Source organism: Conexibacter woesei DSM 14684 (genome assembly GCF_000025265.1).
In the GTDB taxonomy this organism is placed as follows: Bacteria; Actinomycetota; Thermoleophilia; order Solirubrobacterales; family Solirubrobacteraceae; genus Conexibacter; species Conexibacter woesei.
In genome coordinates, this window is sequence record NC_013739.1 from 2,565,588 (window position 1) to 2,585,926 (window position 20,339).

Annotated in this window: 19 protein-coding genes; 13 read left to right on the forward strand and 6 right to left on the reverse strand. The window is 73.1% G+C overall.

Features of this window, described 5'->3' with window-relative positions:
• Positions 1-38 precede the first annotated feature (38 nt).
• From CWOE_RS12050 to CWOE_RS12090, 9 genes are read left to right on the forward strand one after another with little or no spacing between them, the layout of a single operon-like run.
• On the forward strand, positions 39-734 hold the full coding sequence (locus tag CWOE_RS12050) for a FadR/GntR family transcriptional regulator (protein ID WP_049793255.1): 696 nt from the start codon (positions 39-41) through the stop codon (positions 732-734).
• Entirely contained in the window at positions 731-1,732 is a 1,002-nt protein-coding gene (locus tag CWOE_RS12055) for an HpcH/HpaI aldolase/citrate lyase family protein (protein WP_012933893.1), read from the forward strand. Before CWOE_RS12050 ends, CWOE_RS12055 begins: the two co-directional genes overlap by 4 nt.
• Complete coding sequence (gene allE / locus CWOE_RS12060; RefSeq protein ID WP_012933894.1) at positions 1,729-2,583, forward strand: (S)-ureidoglycine aminohydrolase; 855 nt, start codon at positions 1,729-1,731, stop codon at positions 2,581-2,583. Before CWOE_RS12055 ends, allE begins: the two co-directional genes overlap by 4 nt.
• Positions 2,576-3,448: an ABC transporter permease gene (locus CWOE_RS12065; RefSeq protein ID WP_012933895.1), complete on the forward strand. Its 873-nt coding sequence runs from the start codon at positions 2,576-2,578 to the stop codon at positions 3,446-3,448. The genes allE and CWOE_RS12065 overlap by 8 nt, the downstream gene beginning before the upstream one ends.
• Positions 3,445-4,341, forward strand: coding sequence for an ABC transporter permease (locus tag CWOE_RS12070; RefSeq protein WP_012933896.1), 897 nt, complete (start codon positions 3,445-3,447; stop codon positions 4,339-4,341). The genes CWOE_RS12065 and CWOE_RS12070 overlap by 4 nt, the downstream gene beginning before the upstream one ends.
• 15 nt (positions 4,342-4,356) lie before the next feature.
• A complete protein-coding gene (locus CWOE_RS12075; RefSeq protein WP_012933897.1) occupies positions 4,357-5,487 on the forward strand; it encodes a polyamine ABC transporter substrate-binding protein in 1,131 nt (376 codons plus the stop codon).
• Positions 5,484-6,716: a M24 family metallopeptidase gene (locus CWOE_RS12080; protein ID WP_012933898.1), complete on the forward strand. Its 1,233-nt coding sequence runs from the start codon at positions 5,484-5,486 to the stop codon at positions 6,714-6,716. The genes CWOE_RS12075 and CWOE_RS12080 overlap by 4 nt, the downstream gene beginning before the upstream one ends.
• Positions 6,713-8,350 carry an amidohydrolase gene (locus tag CWOE_RS12085; RefSeq protein ID WP_012933899.1) on the forward strand — a complete coding sequence of 546 codons (1,638 nt, stop codon included), beginning with the start codon at positions 6,713-6,715 and terminating at the stop codon, positions 8,348-8,350. Before CWOE_RS12080 ends, CWOE_RS12085 begins: the two co-directional genes overlap by 4 nt.
• Positions 8,347-9,495: an ABC transporter ATP-binding protein gene (locus CWOE_RS12090; RefSeq protein WP_012933900.1), complete on the forward strand. Its 1,149-nt coding sequence runs from the start codon at positions 8,347-8,349 to the stop codon at positions 9,493-9,495. Before CWOE_RS12085 ends, CWOE_RS12090 begins: the two co-directional genes overlap by 4 nt.
• Positions 9,496-9,543: 48 nt before the next feature.
• On the opposite strand, the gene CWOE_RS12095 is transcribed toward CWOE_RS12090, so the two are convergent.
• From CWOE_RS12095 to CWOE_RS12110, 4 genes are all read right to left on the reverse strand, one after another.
• Positions 9,544-10,911, reverse strand: a complete 1,368-nt coding sequence (locus CWOE_RS12095) for an FAD/NAD(P)-binding protein (protein ID WP_012933901.1) — start codon at positions 10,909-10,911, stop codon at positions 9,544-9,546.
• 85 nt (positions 10,912-10,996) lie between these two features.
• The gene (locus CWOE_RS12100) at positions 10,997-11,785 is read right to left on the reverse strand and encodes a sulfite exporter TauE/SafE family protein (RefSeq protein ID WP_160165510.1); all 789 of its coding nucleotides are present in this window, start codon (positions 11,783-11,785) and stop codon (positions 10,997-10,999) included.
• Between the two features lie 11 nt (positions 11,786-11,796).
• Complete coding sequence (locus CWOE_RS12105; RefSeq protein ID WP_012933903.1) at positions 11,797-13,191, reverse strand: MBL fold metallo-hydrolase; 1,395 nt, start codon at positions 13,189-13,191, stop codon at positions 11,797-11,799.
• The gene (locus tag CWOE_RS12110) at positions 13,188-14,567 is read right to left on the reverse strand and encodes an FAD-binding oxidoreductase (RefSeq protein WP_012933904.1); all 1,380 of its coding nucleotides are present in this window, start codon (positions 14,565-14,567) and stop codon (positions 13,188-13,190) included. The genes CWOE_RS12105 and CWOE_RS12110 overlap by 4 nt, the downstream gene beginning before the upstream one ends.
• Before the next feature lie 96 nt (positions 14,568-14,663).
• On the opposite strand from CWOE_RS12110, the gene CWOE_RS12115 reads away from it, so the two are divergent.
• Genes CWOE_RS12115 through CWOE_RS12130 form a run of 4 tightly spaced genes read left to right on the forward strand, consistent with a single transcriptional unit; the run spans position 14,664 to position 18,113 of the window.
• Complete coding sequence (locus tag CWOE_RS12115; protein ID WP_012933905.1) at positions 14,664-15,785, forward strand: ABC transporter substrate-binding protein; 1,122 nt, start codon at positions 14,664-14,666, stop codon at positions 15,783-15,785.
• A complete protein-coding gene (locus CWOE_RS12120) occupies positions 15,782-16,549 on the forward strand; it encodes an ABC transporter permease (protein WP_012933906.1) in 768 nt (255 codons plus the stop codon). Before CWOE_RS12115 ends, CWOE_RS12120 begins: the two co-directional genes overlap by 4 nt.
• A complete protein-coding gene (locus tag CWOE_RS12125) occupies positions 16,546-17,286 on the forward strand; it encodes an ABC transporter permease (RefSeq protein WP_012933907.1) in 741 nt (246 codons plus the stop codon). Before CWOE_RS12120 ends, CWOE_RS12125 begins: the two co-directional genes overlap by 4 nt.
• Positions 17,283-18,113 carry an ABC transporter ATP-binding protein gene (locus CWOE_RS12130; protein ID WP_012933908.1) on the forward strand — a complete coding sequence of 277 codons (831 nt, stop codon included), beginning with the start codon at positions 17,283-17,285 and terminating at the stop codon, positions 18,111-18,113. Before CWOE_RS12125 ends, CWOE_RS12130 begins: the two co-directional genes overlap by 4 nt.
• 73 nt (positions 18,114-18,186) lie before the next feature.
• Here CWOE_RS12130 and CWOE_RS12135 read toward each other — a convergent pair whose 3' ends face one another.
• Both CWOE_RS12135 and CWOE_RS30615 read right to left on the reverse strand, forming a co-directional pair.
• Positions 18,187-18,753, reverse strand: coding sequence for a YceI family protein (locus tag CWOE_RS12135; RefSeq protein ID WP_012933909.1), 567 nt, complete (start codon positions 18,751-18,753; stop codon positions 18,187-18,189).
• A 104-nt stretch (positions 18,754-18,857) separates the two neighbouring features.
• A complete protein-coding gene (locus CWOE_RS30615) occupies positions 18,858-20,312 on the reverse strand; it encodes an alpha/beta fold hydrolase (protein ID WP_012933910.1) in 1,455 nt (484 codons plus the stop codon).
• Between the last annotated feature and the right edge of the window lie 27 nt (positions 20,313-20,339).

Below are 20,339 nucleotides of genomic sequence, written 5' to 3' on the forward strand. Positions count from 1 at the left end.
GCGCCGGCTCCCCGTTCCCGGAGCTGCAGCGCAAACGCATGTCGGACCAGATCGCGGGCGCCATCCAGGGCGCGATCGCGAGAGGTGAGTTCGCGGTCGGCGCCCGTCTGCCGGGCGAGCACGAGCTGGCGTCGATGTTCGGCACCAGCCGCGGCACCGTCCGCGAGGCGCTGCGGATCCTCGAGTCGATGGGGCTCGTCGAGATCCGCTCCGGCTCGGGCACGTACGTCGTCGAGCCGCCGTTCGCCGGTGACGCGCTGTCCGAGCGCCTGCGCTGGCTGGTCGACCGCCGCGACCTCGTCGTCGAGATGCTCGAGGTCCGCGAGGTGCTGCAGGCACGCGCCGCGCGTCGCTACGCCGAGGTCGCGACCGACGCCGAGCTGGCGGAGCTGCGCGCGATCCACGAGCGGATCCGCGCCGCGGCGGCGGGCGGCGACGGCGACGCGCTCGTCGAGGCGGACGCGCAGTTCCACTTCCACATCGGCGACCGCTGCGGCAACTCGATGCTGTCCGAGCTGGCGCGCTACTCCGAAGAGGTCTACCGCACGAGCAACCGTGCGCTCGTCGACCTGCGCGCGACCTCGGCCGAGTCCGGGATCGCCGACGAGCACGCGCTCGTCGTCGAGCGGATCGTCGCGAGAGATGCGGAGGGAGCCGGCGACGCGATGCGCGAGCACATCCGCAACGTCCGCCGCGCCGTCGCCGCGCTCGCGCCCGAAGGCGTCCAGCAGTGAGCCCACAGACACCCGCGCAGTGGCGCTCGACGCTGCTCGTTCCCGCGACCGCGCCTGCCGATGAGCTGGTCGCGATCGTCGCCGGAACGGTCGCCGACCGCGTCGTGCTCGACCTCGACGACACCGTCCCGCCGGCCGACAAGGCGCCCGCGCGCGACCGCTTGACCGCGGCGCTGCCGCAGCTGGAGCGCGCCGGTCTGCGCGTCGGCGTGCGCGTCAACTCGCCCGACCACCCGCACTGCCTGCGCGACGTCGCCGACGTGCTGTCGGCCGCCGGCGCCGGCGCGGTCGAGTCGATCTGCCTGCCGCGCCCGTCCGACGCCCGCCCCGTGGAGGCGCTCGACTGGATCCTCGATCAGCTCGAGCTGGAGCTGGGCCGCGAGCAGCGCGTCGCGCTCGAGCTGCAGCTGGAGACGCCAAGCGCGCTCGTCCACAGCGCGAGCCTGCTCGCCGCCAGCGACCGCACCGTGGTCGTGACGTTCGGCCACGGCGACTTCGCCGACGCGATGGGCCTGCCGTTCGTCGCGCTCGACGGCGGCTCGCCGCTCGCCGGCCACGGCGTCCGCGTCAGCGAGCTGGCGCTGTTCCAGCTGCGGCTCGCGGCCGGCTCGGCCGGCGTCGTCGCGCTCGACGGGCCGCACGCCGACACGCCGGCGTTCGAACGCCGCTGCGAGTTCGCGCGCGGCTTCGGCTTCCACGGCACGTGGTGCACGACCGAGCAGCAGGCCGAGCTGGCCAACCGCGTCTTCGTCGCCGCCGACGCCGAGCTGGAGCGCGCCCGCGACGTGATGCGCGCGACGCGCGACGGCGCCGCGGCGCCCGCCGACGGCGGCGGCTACGACGCGCCGCTCGTGAGCGCTGCGCGCCGCGTCCTGCTGGGCGCGGGGGAGCTGCCCGCGGCCGGCGAGCAGGCGGAATCGCTCGCCCAGGGGGCTCGGATTCCGTCGGAAGATCTCGCCCAGGGGGCTCGGTCTTCCAGCGAGGCGCGCGCGTCATGAGCGGCGCACACCCGTACTTCGCGCACACGCCGCGGACGCCGCCGCAGAGCGCGAGCGTCGCGCACCGCGCGCTGCTGACGCCGCAGTACGCGCTGATCCCGCCGGAGTCGCTCGCGCCCGAGGTGCTGAGCGTGCTGCCGGAGTGGAGCGGCACGAGCTGCTGGATCCTCGCCGCGCCGGCGATCGGCCCCGGCACGACGTTCGCGCAGTACCTGCTCGACGTCGAACCCGGCGGCGGCTCCGACGCGCCCGAGCCTGAGGCCGGCGTCGAGAGCTTCCTGTTCGTGCTCGCGGGCGAGGCCAGCCTCACGCTCGACGGCGCGACGCACGCGCTGCGACCTGGCTCCTACGCGTTCGCGCCGGCCGGCGGCCGCTGGTCGCTGCGCGTCCCCGCCGACGCCGGCACGAGCGCACGTCTGATCTGGATCCGCAAGGCGTACGAGCCGTACGCCGGCCCGCCGCCGGCGGCGCTCGTCGCGCACGAGCGCGATGTGACGCCGGCGCCCGGCCCGGGCACCGAGCGCAAGTCGACCGCGCGGCTGCTGCCGCCTGAGGACGTCGCCTACGACTTCCACGTCAACATCGTCCGCTTCGAGAGCGGGTCGATCATCGCGACGCCCGAGGCGCACGTGATGCAGCACGGCCTCTACATGCTCTCGGGCAAGGGCCTTTACCTGCTGAACGACGACTGGCACGAGGTCGGCCCCGGTCACTTCATCTGGATGTCGGCGTTCTGCCCGCAGGCGTTCTACGCGGCCGGCGACGAGCCGGCCAGCTACCTGCTGTACAAGGACATGAACCGTCAGGTGCGCCTGACGGGAGTCGGATCGGAGGCGCACGGTCGTGGCTAGACGCTGGTGGATCCCCCTGCTGCCGGGCAGCGCCTGGCTGGTCGCGCTGTACCTCGTGCCGCTCGCGCTCGTCGCCGCCGCCTCGGTCGCGACGCCCGACGTGATCGGGCGCCCGGTCTACGGCTGGAACCTGGAGAGCTTCGACCAGGTCTTCCAGCCGATGTTCCTGCCGATCGTCCTCAAGACGTTCGCCTTCGCGGCCGGCGCGACCGTGCTGTGCCTGCTGATCGGCTACCCGACGGCGTACACGATCGCCCGCTTCGGCGGCCGCTTCAGAACGTTCCTCGTGCTGCTCGTGCTGGTGCCGTGGTTCACCGACTACCTCGTGCGGATCTACGCGTGGGTCCAGATCCTCGGCAACGAGGGCCTGCTGAACGCGCTGCTGAAGAACCTCGGGCTCGTCGACGAGCGCGGCGCGTCGCTGATCGGCAACTCCTACGCCCTCTTGGTGGGGCTCACCTACAACTTCCTCCCGTTCATGATCATCTCGGTCTACGTCGCGGTCGACCGCCTCGACGGTCGCCTGATCGAGGCCGCCCGCGACCTTCACGCCGGCCGCTTCGCGACGTTCCGCCACGTCACGCTGCCGAACACCGTCCAGGGCGTGGCAGCGGGCTGCCAGCTCGTCTTCCTGCTCGCGCTCGGAGACTTCGCCACCGCGCAGTTCCTCGGCGGCTCGCAGTACATGCTCGGCAACCTGATCCGCGACCAGTTCTCGACCGCCGGCTCGCTGCCGTTCGGCGCCGCGCTGACGGTGACGCTGCTCACGGGCCTGCTGATCGTCGCGTTCGCCGGCCGCCTGCTGCTGCGGACCGGCAAGGGCAAGAGCAAGGGCGGCAGCGCCGCCGAGGCGGTCGTCGCATGAGCGCCGTGAGCACACCCCGCCCAGAGGCCGCCGCGAGCGGCGGCGCCGGCCGCGCGGGCCGCCGCCGTCGCCGCTCGGGCGTCGTCGACAAGCCCCGCTGGCTCGCGCTCGTCACCGGCGCGACGCTGCTGTTCCTGTCGGCGCCGCTCGTCGTGATCGCCGTCTTCTCGTTCAACTCGTCGTCGTCGCTGTCGGACTTCGACAAGCCGAGCCTGCGCTGGTACCAGACGCTGGCTGAGAACGACGGGATCCAGGAGTCGCTCGTCACCAGCCTCACGATCGCCGGGGCGACGACGCTGCTGGCGCTCGCGCTCGGCACCGGGCTGGCGTTCGCGTTCACGCGCGGGAAGAAGCGCGTCACGCGACCGATCCAGGCGACGACGCTGATGACGCTCGTCACGCCCGAGATCGCGACCGCGATCGGCCTGCTGACGCTCTTCACGACGATGGGCGTCCCGCTCTCCACCACGACGCTGATCCTCGGTCACGTGACGTTCGCGCTCGTCTACGTCACCGTGATCGTCGGCGGCCGGCTGCAATTGCTCAGCCGCGACCTGGAGGAGGCGGGGATGGACCTCGGCGCGACCGAGCTGCAGACGTTCCGGCTCGTCGTGCTGCCGCAGCTCGCGCCGGCGCTCGCGGGCGCGGGGCTGCTCGTGTTCGTGCTGTCGTTCGACGACTTCGTCACCTCGCTGTTCCTGTCGGGAACCGAGGTCGCTCCGCTGCCCGTGCGGATCTACGGGATGCTGCGCTTCGGGCTCACGCCCGAGGTCAACGCGATCGGCACGTTGATGATGGTCGCCTCCGTCGGGCTCGGTGTGGTGGGCCTGTGGGCGGTCAATCGACGCGGTCGTCGCAGATTTTCGGTTACAGACAGTCACACGACTGTCTAATTGAGGAGAGACATAGTGACTCGACCTGTCCTGGGGCGGCGCCCCAACCGTCGCGAGTTCATGCACGCGGGCGCCGGCCTGGCCGCCGCCATCTACCTGTCCGGCTGCGGCGGCTCGTCGTCGAAGTCCAGCAGCGACCTGAAGGCCCCTCCGGCCGAGGTCGACGGCGACCTCGCGTACTACGCGCCGACCGACTACGTGCCCGAGGAGGTGCTGAAGGGCTTCGAGAAGGAGTACGGCGTCAAGATCAATCAGACGTACTTCTCGACCGTCGACGAGATGATCCAGAAGCTCGGCGCCGGCGCCCCGTACGACGTCACGTTCCTGCCGTCGAACTTCTTCGGCCGCGCGACCGAGGCGAACCTGCTGCTGCCGATCGACCACAGCACGATGAGAAACTGGGGGCAGGTCACCGACCTCTTCCTCGACCCGCCGTTCGAGCCGAGAGCGAGACATCTCGCCGGCCCGTACGTGATGGGCGGCGTCGGCCTCGCGTACCGCAAGGACCAGGTCTCGGGGCTGACCGGCTCGTGGGACGACCTGTGGCGGATCGCGCCCGAGATCCCGGGCCGGTCGTTCATCTTCGACGACGTCACCGTCTCGATGACGATGGCGCTCGCGCGCCTCGGGCTGCCGACCGACACGTCGGACCCGGGCGACCTCAACAAGGCCGCCGACGCGCTGATCGAGCTGCGCAAGAGCCTCGGCGGCTTCGCCAGCTCGGCCGGCGAGAAGCTGACCGACGGCCAGGCGCTGCTGCTGATGAACTACACCGGCGCGACGTTCTCGTCGCTGAGCGAGTCGAAGTTCGCCGACCAGATCGGCTTCGAGTTCTGCAGAGAGACGCTCGGCTTCAACGCCGACTGCCTCGTCGTGCCGTCCGCCGCCAAGCACCCCGGCACGGGCCTGGTCTTCTGCGACTACCTGCTGCGGCCGGACAACATGAAGAAGATCGTCGACTTCGTCGGCTACCCGGTCGGGACCGACGCCGGCCTCGACGCCTACAGAAGGCTCGTCGCGAGATACCCGTTCCTCGACTACGACGAGAAGATCTACTCGAACGCGGACGTCTGGCTGTCGTCGCTCACGGGCGCGCAGCTGCGCGCCTGGAACCAGGCGTGGACGCGGGTCAAGGCGTCGGCGTGAGCGAAGCGCTCCACCGCTACGTCGCGTCCGCGTACGAGCAGCTGAGCGCGCGCGAGCCGTCCTACTCGTTCACGCGCGAGGAGTACCGCGCGCGGCTGGAGCGGCTGCGCGCGGCGATGGCGCGCGACGGCTTCGACCTGCTGCTCGTCAGCTCGCCGGACGCGATGTGCTGGCTGCACGGCTACCAGTCGCGCTGGTACAAGGGCCATTCGCCGACGACGTGGCCGCCGCTGCAGTGCACGGTGGTCCACGTCGACAGCGACGAGCTGGTCCACTTCGACGTCGCGCACCACGCCGAGCTGCTGCGGCTGTGCTCGGTCGCCGACCACTTCCGGCTCGCCGACGCCGACGGGCCGCGCGAGTACCTCAGCTTCATCCTCGACGACCTGCGGGCGCGCGGCTGGCTGCGCGGCCGCGCGGGGATGGAGCACTGGAGCCACGTGCCCAACCGCGCGACGAGCGAGGTCGTGCAGGCGGCGCTCGAAGGCGCGGGCTGCACCGTCGCGGACGCGAGCACGACCGTGCGCGGCGTGCGGCGGGTCAAGTCGCCGGCCGAGATCGCGAAGCTGGAGCAGGCGGCCGCCGTCTGCGACGCCGGCCTGCAGGCGATGCAGGCCGCCCTGCGGCCGGGGATGACCGAGCTGGAGGCGTGGGCCGCGCTGACGTCCGGGATGGCGGCGCACGGCGGCGAGCCGGCGGCGCTGCACGAGAGCGTCGTCGCCGGCCCGATCGAGCTGGGGCACGCGTGGGCCTCGACGCGGAAGCTGGAGGTCGGCGACGTCGTCTGCGCCGACCCCTGCGGCGTCGTCGACCGCTACCACGCGAACATCGAGCGCTACTACGTGCTCGGCGCCGAGCCGAGCGACGAGCTGCGGCGGCTCGCCGAGATCGAGGCGGACGCGTTCCGCCTGCTGTGCACGCTCGCGAAGCCCGGCGTGCCGGTGCGCGACGTGACGCGCACGATCAGAGCGTTCCTGCAGGACTCCGGCGTGTGGGGCCTGCACAACTGGAACGGCGGCTACGAGATGGGCTGCTCGCTGCCGCCCGACTGGGTCGGCGAGTGGCACTTCACGGTCGGCGACGACGACTGCGAGGACGTCTTCGAGGCCGGCGTCGTGACCAACTACGAGTCGATCGTGCTGTACCCGATGATCGACACGGTCGTCTTCGAGGAGGGCGGCGCGCGGACCCTCTCGCGTCTGCCGCTCGACGTGCTGGTGGCCGGATGACCCGCGCCGCCGACACCGTCCTGCTCGGCCGCGTCTTCACGGCCGTCCCCGGAGCGCCGTGGGCGGAGGGCGTCGCGCTGCGCGACGGCGTCGTCGCCGCGGTCGGCGACGAGGCGACGGTGCGCGCGGCGATCGGCCCGCGCACCGAGGTCCGCGTCGTGACCGGCGGCTTGATCTGCCCGGCGTTCCAGGACGCGCACATCCACCTCGCCGAGGGCTCGCTGTTCGACCTCTGGTGCAACGTCCACGACGTCGCGCCCGAGGCGTATCTGGAGACGATCGGCGCCTACGCGGCGAGCCTGCCCGCGGGCGCCTGGGTGCGCGGCGGCGGGTGGTCGATGGCGGCGTTCGAGGGCGGCAGTCCGCTGCGCGCGCCGCTCGACGCGGTCGTCGGCGGCCGGCCCGTCTACCTGACCGCGCGCGACGGCCACAGCGCGTGGGTCAGCACGCGCGCGCTGGAGCTGGCCGGGATCACGCGCGAGACGCCCGACCCGCCCGGCGGGCGGATCGAGCGCGACGCGCACGGCGAGCCGAGCGGCACGCTGCACGAGACGGCGATCAGACTCGTCCTTGCGCACCTGCCGGACGTCACGCAGGCCGACTGGCGCGCCGCGCTCGAGCTGGGTCAGCGATACATGCACTCGCTCGGGATCACCGCCTGGCATGACGCGCGCGTCGAGCCGGAGATCCTTGACGCGTACCGCGCGCTCGACGCGGCCGGCGCGCTCCACGGCCGTGCCGTGATGGCGTTGTGGTGGGACCCCGCCCGCGGCGTCGAGCAGCTCGCCGAGCTGGAGGCCCAGCGCGCGAGCGTGAGCGCCGCGGCCGGCAACGTGACCGCGCCGACGGCGAAGATCTTCGTCGACGGCGTGCTGGAGAACCACACCGCCGCGCTGAGCGAGCCGTACAGCGGCGTCGCGCCGCCGACGCGCGGCGAGCCGCTGTACGACGCCGAGACCCTGAACGCGGCGGTCGCCGCCTGCGCGGGCGCGGGCTTCCAGGTCCACTTCCACGCGATCGGCGACTGGGCCGTGCGCGCCGCGCTCGACGCCTGCGCGCACGCGCGCGAGCTGCACGGCGTGCGCGACCTGCGCCACCAGGTCTCCCACCTGCAGGTCGTCGACCCGCGCGATCTCGGCCGCTTCGCGCCGCTCGGCGTCGTCGCCAACCTGCAGGCGTACTGGGCGTGCATGGACGAGCAGATGCGCACGCTCTGCCTGCCCGTGCTCGGCGAGCGCGGCGCCTGGCAGTACCCGTTCGCGAGCCTGCGCGACGCGGGCGCGCCGATCGCGATGGGCAGCGACTGGCGGGTCAGCACGCCCGACCCGCTGAAGCAGATGGAGGTCGCCGTCACGCGCCGCGAGGAGGGCCGGCCCGACGCCGAGCCGCTGCTGGCGGACGAGGCGCTGACGCTCCACGACGCGCTGCTCGGCTTCACCGCCGGCGCGGCGTTCGCCAACCACCTCGACGCGGAGACCGGCACGCTCGCGGCCGGCATGAGCGCCGACCTCGTCGTGCTCGACCGCGACCCGTTCGCGGCGCCGGCGCACGAGATCGGCAGGACTTCCGTCGCCCTGACGTTGCACCGAGGCCGGGTCGTCCACGAGCGATCCGGCGCAGGAGGAGTGAGATGACCTCGACCGTGACCGCCCCCGAGCCGGCCGCGCCGCCGTCGGACCGCCCGAGCGTCTGCATGCGCGGCGTGCGCAAGTCGTTCGACGGCACCGAGGTGGTGCGCGGCATCGACCTCGACATCGGCTCGGCGGAGTTCTTCACGATGCTCGGCCCGAGCGGCTGCGGCAAGACGACGACGCTGCGGATGATCGCCGGCTTCGAGGACCCGAGCGCCGGCGAGCTGCTGATCGACGGTGACGATGTCGTCGGCCTGCCCGCCTACAAGCGGCCGACGAACACGGTCTTCCAGAGCTACGCGCTGTTCCCGAACCTGACGGTGGCGGAGAACGTCGCCTTCGGGCTCAAGCGGCGCAAGGTGCCGAGAACCGAGATCGCCGTGCGCGTGAAGGCGGAGCTGGCGCGCGTCGGGCTCGACGGCGCCGGCGACCGCCGGCCGACCGAGCTGTCCGGCGGCATGCAGCAGCGCGTCGCGCTCGCGCGCGCGCTCGTGAACCTGCCGCGCGTGCTGCTGCTCGACGAGCCGCTCGGCGCGCTCGACCTGAAGCTGCGCAAGACGCTGCAGGTCGAGCTGAAGCGGATCCAGCGCGAGGTCGGCATCACGTTCGTCTACGTGACGCACGACCAGGAGGAGGCGCTGACGATGTCCGATCGGATCGCCGTCATGCACCAGGGCCGGCTGGAGCACGTCGCCGACCCGGTGACGGTCTACGAGCGGCCCGCGACGACGTTCGTCGCCGGCTTCATCGGCGTCTCGAACCTGATGCCGGCGCAGGTCGTCTCGGTCCACGGCGAGCGGGCGCGCGTGCGGCTCGACGCGGGCGTGGAGCTGGAGACCGACGCTGTCGGGATCCCGGCGGGCGAGCGCTGCCACGCGGTCGTGCGGCCGGAGAAGCTCGCGATCGGGGCGGTCGGCGCCGACCGCGCCGCCGGCACGGCCGGTGTCGACGGGGTCGTCGAGAGCAGCGTCTTCCTCGGCACCGCGACGCAGCTGGTCGTGCGGCTCGCGGGCGAGACGCCGATGACGGTGCTCGTCCCCAACGCCGACGAGGCGACGCGCGGCGAGCTGCCGGGCGGCGGCGCCAGCATCTGCCTCAGCTGGCGTCCCGAGCACGTCCACCTCGTGCGCGAGTCGCCGGCCGCCTGAGGCGGGCGGCCGCGCACGGCCGCGCGCCGCCGCGCGCCGCTGCTCAGCTCAGACGCGCACGGCCTCGCCCGCGATCGCGCGGGCGATCGTGGCGGCCTGGGTGCGGATCTCCGGCACAGCGGTCGTCTCCCACAGCTCGCCGCGGCGCAGCGGGCCGAGCACGTGCAGGCGCGGCTGCGGGCGGTCGTCGGCGGAGAGCAGCGCGCCTCCCGGCGTCGCGCGCAGGCCGAGCGCGAGCGGGTCGACGCTCGCGACCCCGCGCGCGAGCAGCGCGCGCGGCAGCCGCGACGGCGTGCCGCGCACGTCGGTGCCGGGACCGGTGCAGATCACGACGCGGTCGACGCGCAGCGTGCGCAGCTCCTCCGGCGCGGAGGTGACGAGCACCTCGACCGTCTCGCGCAGCGCGCGGACGGCGACGAGCCTGCCGGCGCGCACGAGCAGCCGCCCGTCGGCGAGCAGGTCGCGCACCTGCGCGGCCGTCTCCGGCGCCATCCGGTGGCGCCGCAGCTCCCATGCGCGCGAGCGCTGGCGCACGAAGCGGCGCCGCTCGGTGATGGGCAGCGACTGCCACAGCCGCTGGACGTGCGGGCGGACGCCGTCGATCGCGTCGCGCCAGTCGTGCCCGGCGCGCTGCGCGTCGCGCACGTGGCGGCCGAGCCAGCGTTCCAGCGTCTCGACGTTGACGTCGTCCGGCGGCGGCGGCGCGGGCGCGGCGTCGCGCAGGCCGGGCAGCTGGTCGAACGGCAGACAGCCGCCGCGCGAGATCGCGATCACGCGGCTGCGCGGCCCCGCGCCGCAGAGCGACAGCGCGACGTCGACGCCGGTCAGACCCGAGCCGACGACGAGCGAGGTCTGGCGGTCGCCCGCGTCGGCGAGCGCGCCCGGGGCCCACGGGTCGGCGATCACGCGCGGGTCGTCGGGCAGCGCGGTCGGCGCGACCGCCGGCAGCGGGCCGAGCGCGAGCACGACGTGGTCGGCGGCGAGCCGCCGGCCGTCGGCGAGCACGACCGCGGCGCCGGCGTCCGTCGTCTCGACGTCGACCGCCTCGCCGGTCACGCGCTCCAGCCGCCGCGGCGGCATCGCGCGCGCGGCCTCGGCGGCGGCGTCCGCGAGCAGGTCGCGCAGGTAGGCGCCGAAGTGGGCGCGGCGGACGTAGGCGCCGCGCGGCTGCGGGCCGATCTCGCGCTGCACCCAGCGGGCGAAGTGGGCCGGCTCGTCGTCGAACGCGCTCATCCGCTCGGCTGCCACGTTCAGCCGGTGCCGCTCGTCTCTCGTCCCGTACGCGACGCCGGGGCCGAACGTCCCGCTGCGCTCGACGAGCACGACCCGCGGCGGGCCCTCAGCGTTGCGCAGCAGGTTCACGGCCGTCAGCGTGCCGGCGCATCCTGCACCGACGATCACGACAGATTGCGGCACCGTCGTCTCCCAATCCAGACAGAGTTGGTCAAGTTGTCGCTCGCCTCAACCCGGCTGGCGCACGATCGATGCGGTCCCGGGGCGCTCACGATACCCCGGGAGGCCCGCCCAGGAAAGTCACGGACACGAGCAGGTATCCGGCGACGCCGCTGATCACGAGCGCGAAGCCGCGCGTCAGCCGCTCCTGCGGGATGCGGCCGGCGAGCGTCGCGCCGGCCAGCGCGCCGGCGATGCACGCGCCCGTCAGCGCCGCCGTCACCGGGACGTCCAGCTCGCGCCCGGCGCCGAGGTGGGTCATCAGGCCGATCACGGAGGTCGCGGCGACGATCGCCAGCGACGTCCCGACCGCGAGCCGCATCGCCAGCGCGAGCGCCATCACGAGCGTCGGCACGATCAGGAAGCCGCCGCCGATCCCGAGGAAGCCCGTCAGCAGCCCGATGCCGGCGCCGGTGAACGGCACGAGCGGGAGCCGCAGCGGCGGGCAGACCGGCAGCGCGCAGTCGCCGGCCGCGGCGCGGCGCCCGCCCGCGGTGCGCCAGATCGCGACCGCGGCGACGAGCATCAGCACCGCGAACGCGCCCATCAGCGCCCGCCCCGAGATCGCCTCGCTGAGGATCGTGCCGGCGACGATCCCCGGCAGCGCCGCGAGCGTCAGGACAGCCGCGTGGCGCCAGCAGACGCGCCCGGCGCGCGCGTGGCCGAAGACGCCGGTCAGCGCCCCCGCCGCGACGACGACGAGCGACGCGGTCGTCGCCTCCTGGACCGGCTGGCCGAGCACGTAGACGAGCAGCGGGACGGCCAGCACCGAGCCGCCGCCGCCGAGCGTCCCGACCGCGAGGCCCAGCGCCAGGCCGAGCGGGAGCGCCGCGAGCACCATCGTGAGCGCTAACGCGACGGGGTGGGCGCAGGGAAGGTCTCCAGCGGCCAGCCGTGGTCGCGCCACGTCCCGACGCCGCCGTCGGCGACGTGGACCGGCTCGGCGACGCCGAGCCGCGCGAGCAGCGAGGCGGCGATCGCGCTGCGCTGGCCCGAGGCGCAGATCGTGGCGACGGGACGCGCCGGGTCGAGCCCGGCCGGCAGCTCGCCGAGGTCGTGGTAGGCGGTGTGGAGCGCGCCGGGGACGTGCCCGGCCTCCCAGTCGGCGCGCTCGCGCACGTCGAGCACCTGCATGCCGTCAAGCTCGGCGTGCAGCGTCGCGACGTCGATCCGCCGCAGCGACGCGGTCGGGCGCCGCTCGTGGCGCCAGCTCGTCATCCCGCCGGCGAGGACGCCGGCGACGGAGACGATCCCGACGGCGGCGGCGAGCTGCGCGGCGCGGCGCGCGTCGTCCTCGTCGCGGCCGACGAGCACGAGCTCGCGGCCGCGCTCGGCGACCCACGCGAGCTTCGTGCCGAAGCCGGCGCGGACGGCCGGGTTGCAGACGGCGCCCGGCACGTGCGCCTCGTCGAACTCGCGGTCGGTGCGGACGTCGACGACGAGCGCGCCGCCGGCGACGGCCTGCTCGAGCGCGTGGGGGGTCAGCGCCACGACGGCGGGGACGGCGTGCGTCAGCGGGCCGCGGTTGCGCTCGACGATCGCGCGGAAGTTCGGCGGCTGCGGCGCGAGCGTGCCGGTCGCCAGCGCGACGAAGCGGTCCTCGTCGCGCTCGCTCAGCAGCGGGTTGTGGGCGCGCTCGTACGCGATCGTGGAGGAGACCTTCATGTCCATCCCGGGTCCGCCGCAGAGCGAGCCGCCGAGATGGCCGGGCCAGACCTCGCAGCTGTCGGGCAGCGTCAGCAGCGTCCCGTGCAGGGAGCGGAACATCGCCCGCGCGCCGTCCTCCTTCTCGATCGCGAGGTCGGGCCGGGCGACGTCGCCGACGAACAGCGTGTCGCCGGTCAGGACCGCCCACGGCTCCGGGCCGCGCGCGGTCTCGACGAGCGCGAAGGCGGTGTGCTCGGGGCGGTGGCCGGGCGTGTGCAGCGCGCGCACGCGGACGCTCCCCAGCTCCAGCTCCCAGCCGTCGTCGAACGGCTCGTGCTCGTAGTCGGGCGCGGCGTCGCGGTGGACGTGGATCGTCGCGCCGGTCGCCGCGGCGAGGCGGCCGTGGCCGGAGACGTGGTCGGCGTGGTTGTGCGTCTCCAGCACGTGGGCGATCCGCACGCCCATGTAGCGCGCCAGCGCGAGGTACTCCTCGACGTCGAGCTTGGGGTCGACGACCGCGGCGACGCCGGCGCCCTCGTCGCCGACCAGATACGACGCACAGCCGAGGTCCTCGTGAACGATCTGACGGAAGATCATCGATGCTCCTGATCGGTGTCGTGAGCGCCGGGCACGATCACGTGGCCCGTGCGGAAGAGGTGGTGCGGATCGACCTCCCGCTTGAGGCGGGAGAGGCGGGCGAAGGTCTCCGGAGTCCATGCGGCGGCGACCTGGTCCGGCGCGACGGCCGAGCCCTGGAAGTTGATCAGCGAGCCGCCCGTGAGCCACGGCGCCATCGCGGCGAGCACGCGCTCGCCGGCGGCCGGGACGACGTCGCGCACGTCGGGGCGCAGCGGCCCGAGGACGTTGAGCGTGAACGCCGCGTCGCGGCGGTCGACGGCGCTGGGACGCTCCGGCGCACGTGCGACCGCGCCGCCGAGCGGGCGCAGCTCGACGACGGTCAACGGGCTGTCCGAGTCGGGGCCGGCGGCCGCGGAGAGCGCCTGTGCGGCGGCGGGCGTCAGCTCGCGCACGAGCGCGCCGCGGCCCCAGCTGGGGACCGGGTGGTCGGGCTCGTGGTGGACGGTCGCGATCTCGTCGTAGCCCATCTCGCGGACCGTGTCGAGCAGCGGCCGCGCGACCGCGCGCATCGGCGCGAGGTCGCGCTCGGCCTGCTCGGCGCTGCCGAGGTGGGCGACCCGCAGGTGCCCGACGAGCCGCCCGCCGAGCAGCTCGTGCACGTGCGGGAGCCGCGGCAGCCGCAGCAGCGCGAACGCGGCGTACGCCTGCTCGGGCAGCTCGGCGACCCACTCCTGGTAGCGCGCCAGCAGCGCCGGGATCGCCGCGGCGGGGAAGTAGAGGCCGCCGCCGTAGAGCCGCGCGACGGGGAAGAGGTCGATCTCGGCGGCGGTGACGACGCCGAAGTTCGCCTTCCCGCCGCGGACGGCCCAGAACAGCTCGGGCTCGGACTCGGCGTCGACGCGGCGCAGCCGCCCGTCGGGGGTGACGAGGTCGAACGCGCGGACGTGGTCGACGGCGAGGCCGTGCGCGCGCGACAGCGGACCGAGCCCGCCGCCGGTCAGATAGCCGACCGCGCCGACGGTCGCGGAGGAGCCGTTGAGCGGTGCGAGGCCGAGCTTGGCGGTCTCCCTCACGATCTCGCCCCAGCGCAGTCCTGCCTCGACGCGCGCGCGGCGCGCGTGCGCGTCGATGGAGAGCCCGCGCATCCGTCTGGTCGAGATCAGCAGACCGCCGTCGGCGGCCATCACCGCACCGTGGCCCGTCGCCTGTACCGTGACGGGCAGCGCCTCGCTCGCGGCGAGCGTCACCGCCGCGGCGACGTCGCTCGCGCAGGCGGCGCCGACCGCGAGCGCGGGGCGATGGGCGATCGCACGATTGAACGGAGCGATCTCCGCGTCGAACCCGGCATCGCCGGGGGTAAGTTGGATCTCGGATACTCGTATCCTGGATACAATAGCTCTTAGCGTTCCGCCGCTGTTAGCGTCCTTTCGATCGAGTTCTGGCTTCCCGACGGGTGCCGGGGTCTTACACCGTTCTGGGAAGGGACGACGATGGCGATGACGGAGGCGGTGCACGCGGTGCGCCGGCGGCTGTTGCAGGTGTCTGTGGTGGTGGGCGTGGCGGCGCTGATCGGCGGCTGCGGAGGCTCCTCTGACGACGACAAGGGGTCGTCGCAGGCGGACAGCGGAGCGGCGGCGTCCGGGCCCGCGACGTCGATGTCGGTCGAGCAGCTGCGCTCCGAGCTGGAGGGCAAGGAGCTGAAGATCGGCAGCGCGGCCTTCCCGAACCCGAGCCTCGTGGGCCTCTACAAGGTCGTCGAGCTGCTGAGAGAGGACTTCGGCATGGAGCCGGAGCTGCAGCTGCTCGACTCGGCGCCGCTGACGGCCGCGCTGCTGTCCGGCGACGTCCAGCTCGCGCACGTCTCGCTGTCCGGCCTCGCGGCGGCGGCCGACGCCGGCGGCGAGCTGACCGCGGTCGCGGGCGACGACCAGAAGAACGTCTTCCTCGTGACCGCGAAGGCGCCGATCAGAACGATGGAGGAGCTGGACGGCAAGAAGTTCGCGATCTCGCAGTCGGCCACCTCGATCGTCGGACAGACCGGCGCGAAGTGCTTCGAGGACGCCGGGATGGAGATGCAGAAGGACACGCAGCTGCTCCAGCTCGACAACGTCGGCTCGATCGTCGAGGCGCTGATGTCCGGCGCGGTCGACGGCGGCGTCTCCGCGACGTTCCGCCAGGTCGAGCTCGACGCGACCGACCCCGGCGAGTTCAACGTCCTCTGCAAGGGTTGGGAGGCCGATCCCCAGCTCAACGACGTGATGGTCCTCAACGACGACTACCTGAAGGACAACCAGGCGCTCGCCCAGGCGGTCGCGATCGCCGAGCTGAGAGCGGCGCGCTGGATGCAGGAGGACCAGGCCGGCTGGGAGGCGCTCGCGCAGCGGGAGCTCGACGGGCTGACGCCCGAGCAGGCGAGCGCCAACTACGACACGCTCGTCAGAGAGCTCGACGACTGGCCCGTCAACGGCAGCCTCGATCGCAGAATGTGCGACTACACGCTCGCCGAGGGCAAGGCCAGCGGCGCCCTCAGGACCGAGACCAGCTGCGATGACCTGGTGACGTTCGAGTACCAGGACGCCGCCGTCAGACTGCTGGGTCCAAGCAGACGATGAACTGGCGCGCTGCTCCGCCGGACTGGGCGCTGCGCGTCCTGGCCGCGTTCCTGGTGGTCGGGACGTGGGCCTGGCTGTCGACGCGGGTCTCGCCCGCGCTGCTGCCGTCGCCCGGCGCCACGTGGGACGTCGGCTGGGAGATGGTCACCGACGGCACGCTGGGAACGGCGTGGAAGGAGTCGGCCGTGCAGATCCTGTTCGGCATGGTGATCGCCTCGACGCTCGGCGTCTCGCTCGCGATCGTCGTCGGCTGGTACCAGGCCGTCGATCGCGTCACCTCCCCGGTCGTGACGATCCTGTTCCTCACGCCGCGGATCGCGTTCGTCCCGCTGCTGGCGATCTGGCTCGGCTATGACGACCTCGCGAAGATCGCGCTGATCGTCCTGTTCAGCTTCTTCGAGATCTTCCTGACCGTGAAGCGCGGCGTGCAGGCGGTCGAGGACTCCTACATCGAGCTGAGCCGCTCGTACTCGATCCCCGATCGAGACCTGCTGCGGAAGGTGATCTTCCCCGCGGTGACGCCGTACGTCGCGGCGGGCCTCCGCCTCGGGCTGCTGGCGTCGCTCGTCGGCGTCGTGCTGGCCGGCTTCTTCTTCCAGGTCAACGGGATCGGCGGCCTGATCTACCAGGCCGGCTCGACGTTCCGCACCGCCGAGCTGCTCGTCGCGGTCGGCTCGCTGTCGGTCGTCGCGCTCACGATCTCGACCGGGCTGCGCCGACTCGAAGCGGTCCTGATGCCCTGGCGGGCGGAGGTGACGAGGTGAGGTCGCGCATCGTCCTGCCGGTCGTGGGCGTCGTCGGCTTCGTGCTGCTGTGGCAGTTCGTCGGCTCGATCTGGCCGCACACGACCAGCCAGCCGACGCGCGTCGCCGACGAGCTGGTCGACGCCTTCCGCGACGACGACCTGCTCAGACTGATGCTCAACACGACGAGCGTGCTGCTGATCGGCTTCGTCGTCTCGGTCGTCGTCGGCGTCCTGGTCGGACTGGCGATGGGCGAGTTCCGCTGGGTCCGCGTGATGCTGGAGCCCTACCTCACCGCGCTGTACGCGACGCCGCGCGTCGCCTACATCCCGCTGCTGGTGATCTGGTTCGGGATCGGCAGAACGTTCCTGTACGCCGCCGTCATAGCGGCCGCGGCCGTGATCATCGTCTTCCCGACGATCAGCGGCGTGCACGAGGCCAATCGCAGCTACCGGCAGGTGGCCGACTCGCTCTGCATCAACAAGCTGCAGTACTTCGCGCGCGTGCTGCTGCCCGCCTCGACCGCGTTCGTGCTGACGGGCGCGCGGCTCGGCGTGCAGCGAGCGCTGACGACCGTGATCGTCGCCGAGTTCCTCGTCGGCTATCCGGGGCTCGGCGACGCGATGAAGACCGCGCGGGTCACCACCGACGTCGACCGGGTGCTGGCGATCGCCGTCGTCTGCCTCGTCGTCGGCGCGGCGATCACCGGCGTCTTGACGTTGATCGACCGGCGCGCGTTCGCCTGGAGGAGACGATGAAGGATCAGATCGCGATCGCCGTGATCGGCGTGTCGAAGGAGTACGGGTCGAGCGGGGGCTCCAAGCGCAAGCGCAAGGAGAGCACTGCTCTGCTCGCGCTCGAGAACATCTCGCTCCAGGTCCCGGCCGGGCAGTTCCTCAGCCTGATCGGGCCGAGCGGCTGCGGCAAGACGACGCTGCTGAAGTGCATCGACGGCCTGCTGCCGATCTCGGCCGGCGAGATCCGCGTCAACGGGACGCCGATCGACGGACCGGGGCGTGATCGCGCCGTCGTCTTCCAGGACTTCCGCCTGCTGCCGTGGCGCACCGTCCTCGGCAACATCGTCTTCCCGCTGGAGTCGGTCGCGGGGACGAAGGCCGAGCGCGAGGCGATCGCCCGCGAGCACATCGAGCTGGTCGGCCTCAGAGGCTTCGAGGACCGCTACCCGCATCAGCTCTCGGGCGGCATGCAGCAGCGCGTCGGGATCGCCCGCGCGCTCGCGACCAACCCCGAGATCCTGCTGATGGACGAGCCGTTCGGCGCGCTCGACGCGCAGACCCGCGAGGTGCTGCAGATCGAGCTGATGAGAATCTGGAAGAAGACGGGCAAGACCGTCGTCTTCGTCACGCACAGCGTTGACGAGGCGCTCGTGCTGTCGCAGCGGGTCGTGATCCTCTCGGGGCGTCCGGGGCAGATCGTCCAGGACGTCGAGGTCCCGTTCGGCGACGACGCCGGCCCGGACGAGGTCCGCGCCGATCCGCGCTTCCCCGAGCTGCGCCAGCGGATCTGGCACGGGCTGCGGGTACCGGCGACCGACGGCGCGGAGGTTGTCGCGAGATCGCGGTGAGCGTGCCCGCGGCAACGTCGTGCGGCGGCGCCGGCCGGGGCGCGGATGCGCCGCCCGGCGCCGCCTCCCAGCGCTACTGCTCGAGCGCCTCGAGGCTGAGCGTCAGCCAGACGCGGTCGGAGACGAGCACGTTGCCGCCGGGCAGCACCGTGTTGAACGTCATGTCCCAGTCGTGGCGATTCAGCTCACCGGTGACCTCGAGCGCCAGGCGCGTGCCGCCGATCTTGCCCTGGCCGGTGCCGCCGATCTCGGCCAGCAGCTGGACCTCGCGCGTGACGCCGCGCATCGTCAGGTCGCCGCGGATCCGCACGCCGTCCGCGGACGGCTCGATGCTCGTCGAGGCGAACGTCAGCTGCGGGTGGTTCTCGACGTCGAAGAAGTCGGGCGAGCGCAGGTGCGCGTCGCGCTTCTCCTCGTTGGAGTCGACCGAGGTGGCGTCGACCGTGCCGGAGGCGACGATGGAGTCGGCAGTGACCTCGACGCGGCCGGCGAATCTGTTGAAGCGCCCGCGGACCTTCGCGATCCCCATGTGCTTGACGTGGAAGCCCACCGTCGAGTGCTTCGGGTCGACCTCCCAGATCCCGGTCGGAACCGGTCCCGTGGCGGCGGCGTCCGGTCCCGTGCTTGCGGCGTCCGACATGCGCTTCCCTCCATCTGTCGTGTGTTGAGGGATAACGTATCCAATATTCAGCTGCTCTGGCTACGCGACAGGCGCGCCGGCGCTGCTCACGAGCGCCGCCGCGGTCAGCCGACCTCGATCGGCGGGATCTGCGCCATGCAGCTCGTGTCGCCGACGGCGTGCGTGCGGATGAACGAGCGCACGATCGTCATCGAGCAGCCGGACGCGTCGTTGCCCGGCGTGTGGCCGACGTTCGGCACCTCCAGGAATCTCGCGCCCGTGAACTGCGCCGCCGCCTGTCTGGCGGCGCTGCTCGGCGTGTTGACGTCGAGGTCGCCGTTGATCGCCAGGACCGGCAGCGCCGGTCTGCTCGCGCCGGCCAGCGGGCTCTCGCCGCCCGGGACGTTCGGCCACTCGATGCACCAGTCGCCGCCCTCGCCGACCGTGTCGACCCACACCTGCGGCGCGAACGGCAGGAACGCGCTCGTCCCGGCAGCGTTGAGCGCCGTCGCGTACTGGACGCGGCGCAGCCACAGCGGTGCGGATCTGCTCCACAGCGCCGGGTAGTCGCGGCAAGAGGTCGCGACGTTGAGCGCGAACGAGACCGGGCCGCCGTCCTGGAACTCGTCGATCGTGGCCTGCCGCACCAGCGCGACCAGCTCGGCGAGCGGCTGTGGTCTGCCCGCGTTCGCCGCTCTCAGCAGGCCGGGCAGCATGCCGAGGATCTCCGGCGCGGCCCACGTGAAGTAGACGGTGTCGGCGAGCGACTGCTCGTCGAGGCGGACCGGCGTGCCGTCGACGTCGACGTCGAGTGGTCTCGCCCGCAGCGCGAGCGTCAGTCTCGACAGGTCCGCCCGCACCTGCGCGCCGGCGCAGCTGCCGCCGCTGCGGCTGCAGACGAGGTCGATCGCGCGCCGCAGCGCGGCGGCGCGGTCGCGGCCGAGCGGGTCGAACGCGATCGGGTAGGCGCCCGACAGGACGAGCGACGCGACGCGGCTCGGGTGCCGGCGGGCGTAGACGCTGAACAGGAACGACCCGTACGACTCGCCGAACAGGTCGAGTCTCGCGATCCCGAGGTGGGCGCGGACGGCCTCGAGGTCGTCCGCGACCGCCGCGGAGCCGTACGCGTTGGCGCGCGCGCCGAGCGTTCTGCCGCATGCGCCCGTCGCCGCCTTGAGCTGGGCGGGGGAGAGCAGCGGGTCGGCTGGCAGGCCGCAGTCGAGCCGCTCGGAGCGGCCGACGCCGCGCGGGTCGACCAGCAGCACATCGTGGTCGTCGCGCAGCTCGCCGAAGAGGTCGTCGAGGTCGGCGACGTCGTAGGCGGCCGCGTAGCCGGGGCCGCCCGGGTTGGGGACGATCGCGCCCGCGGACGGTCTCGACGTGTCGCGCCGCGGCACGAGCGCGTAGCCGACGGTGGTCGTGCCGAGCAGCGGGGCGCCGCGATCGAGCGGGACGACGAGTGTGCCGCAGGTGGCCCCCGCGGGGCAGGCCGGCGGGTCGGCGGACGCCGGCGCGGCGGCCGCGAGCAGCGCGGCGCACGCGGCCAGCGCCGCGGTGAGGGTACGAACCGTTCTCTCCATGCGAGGACGCTAGTGGCGTCCGGCGCG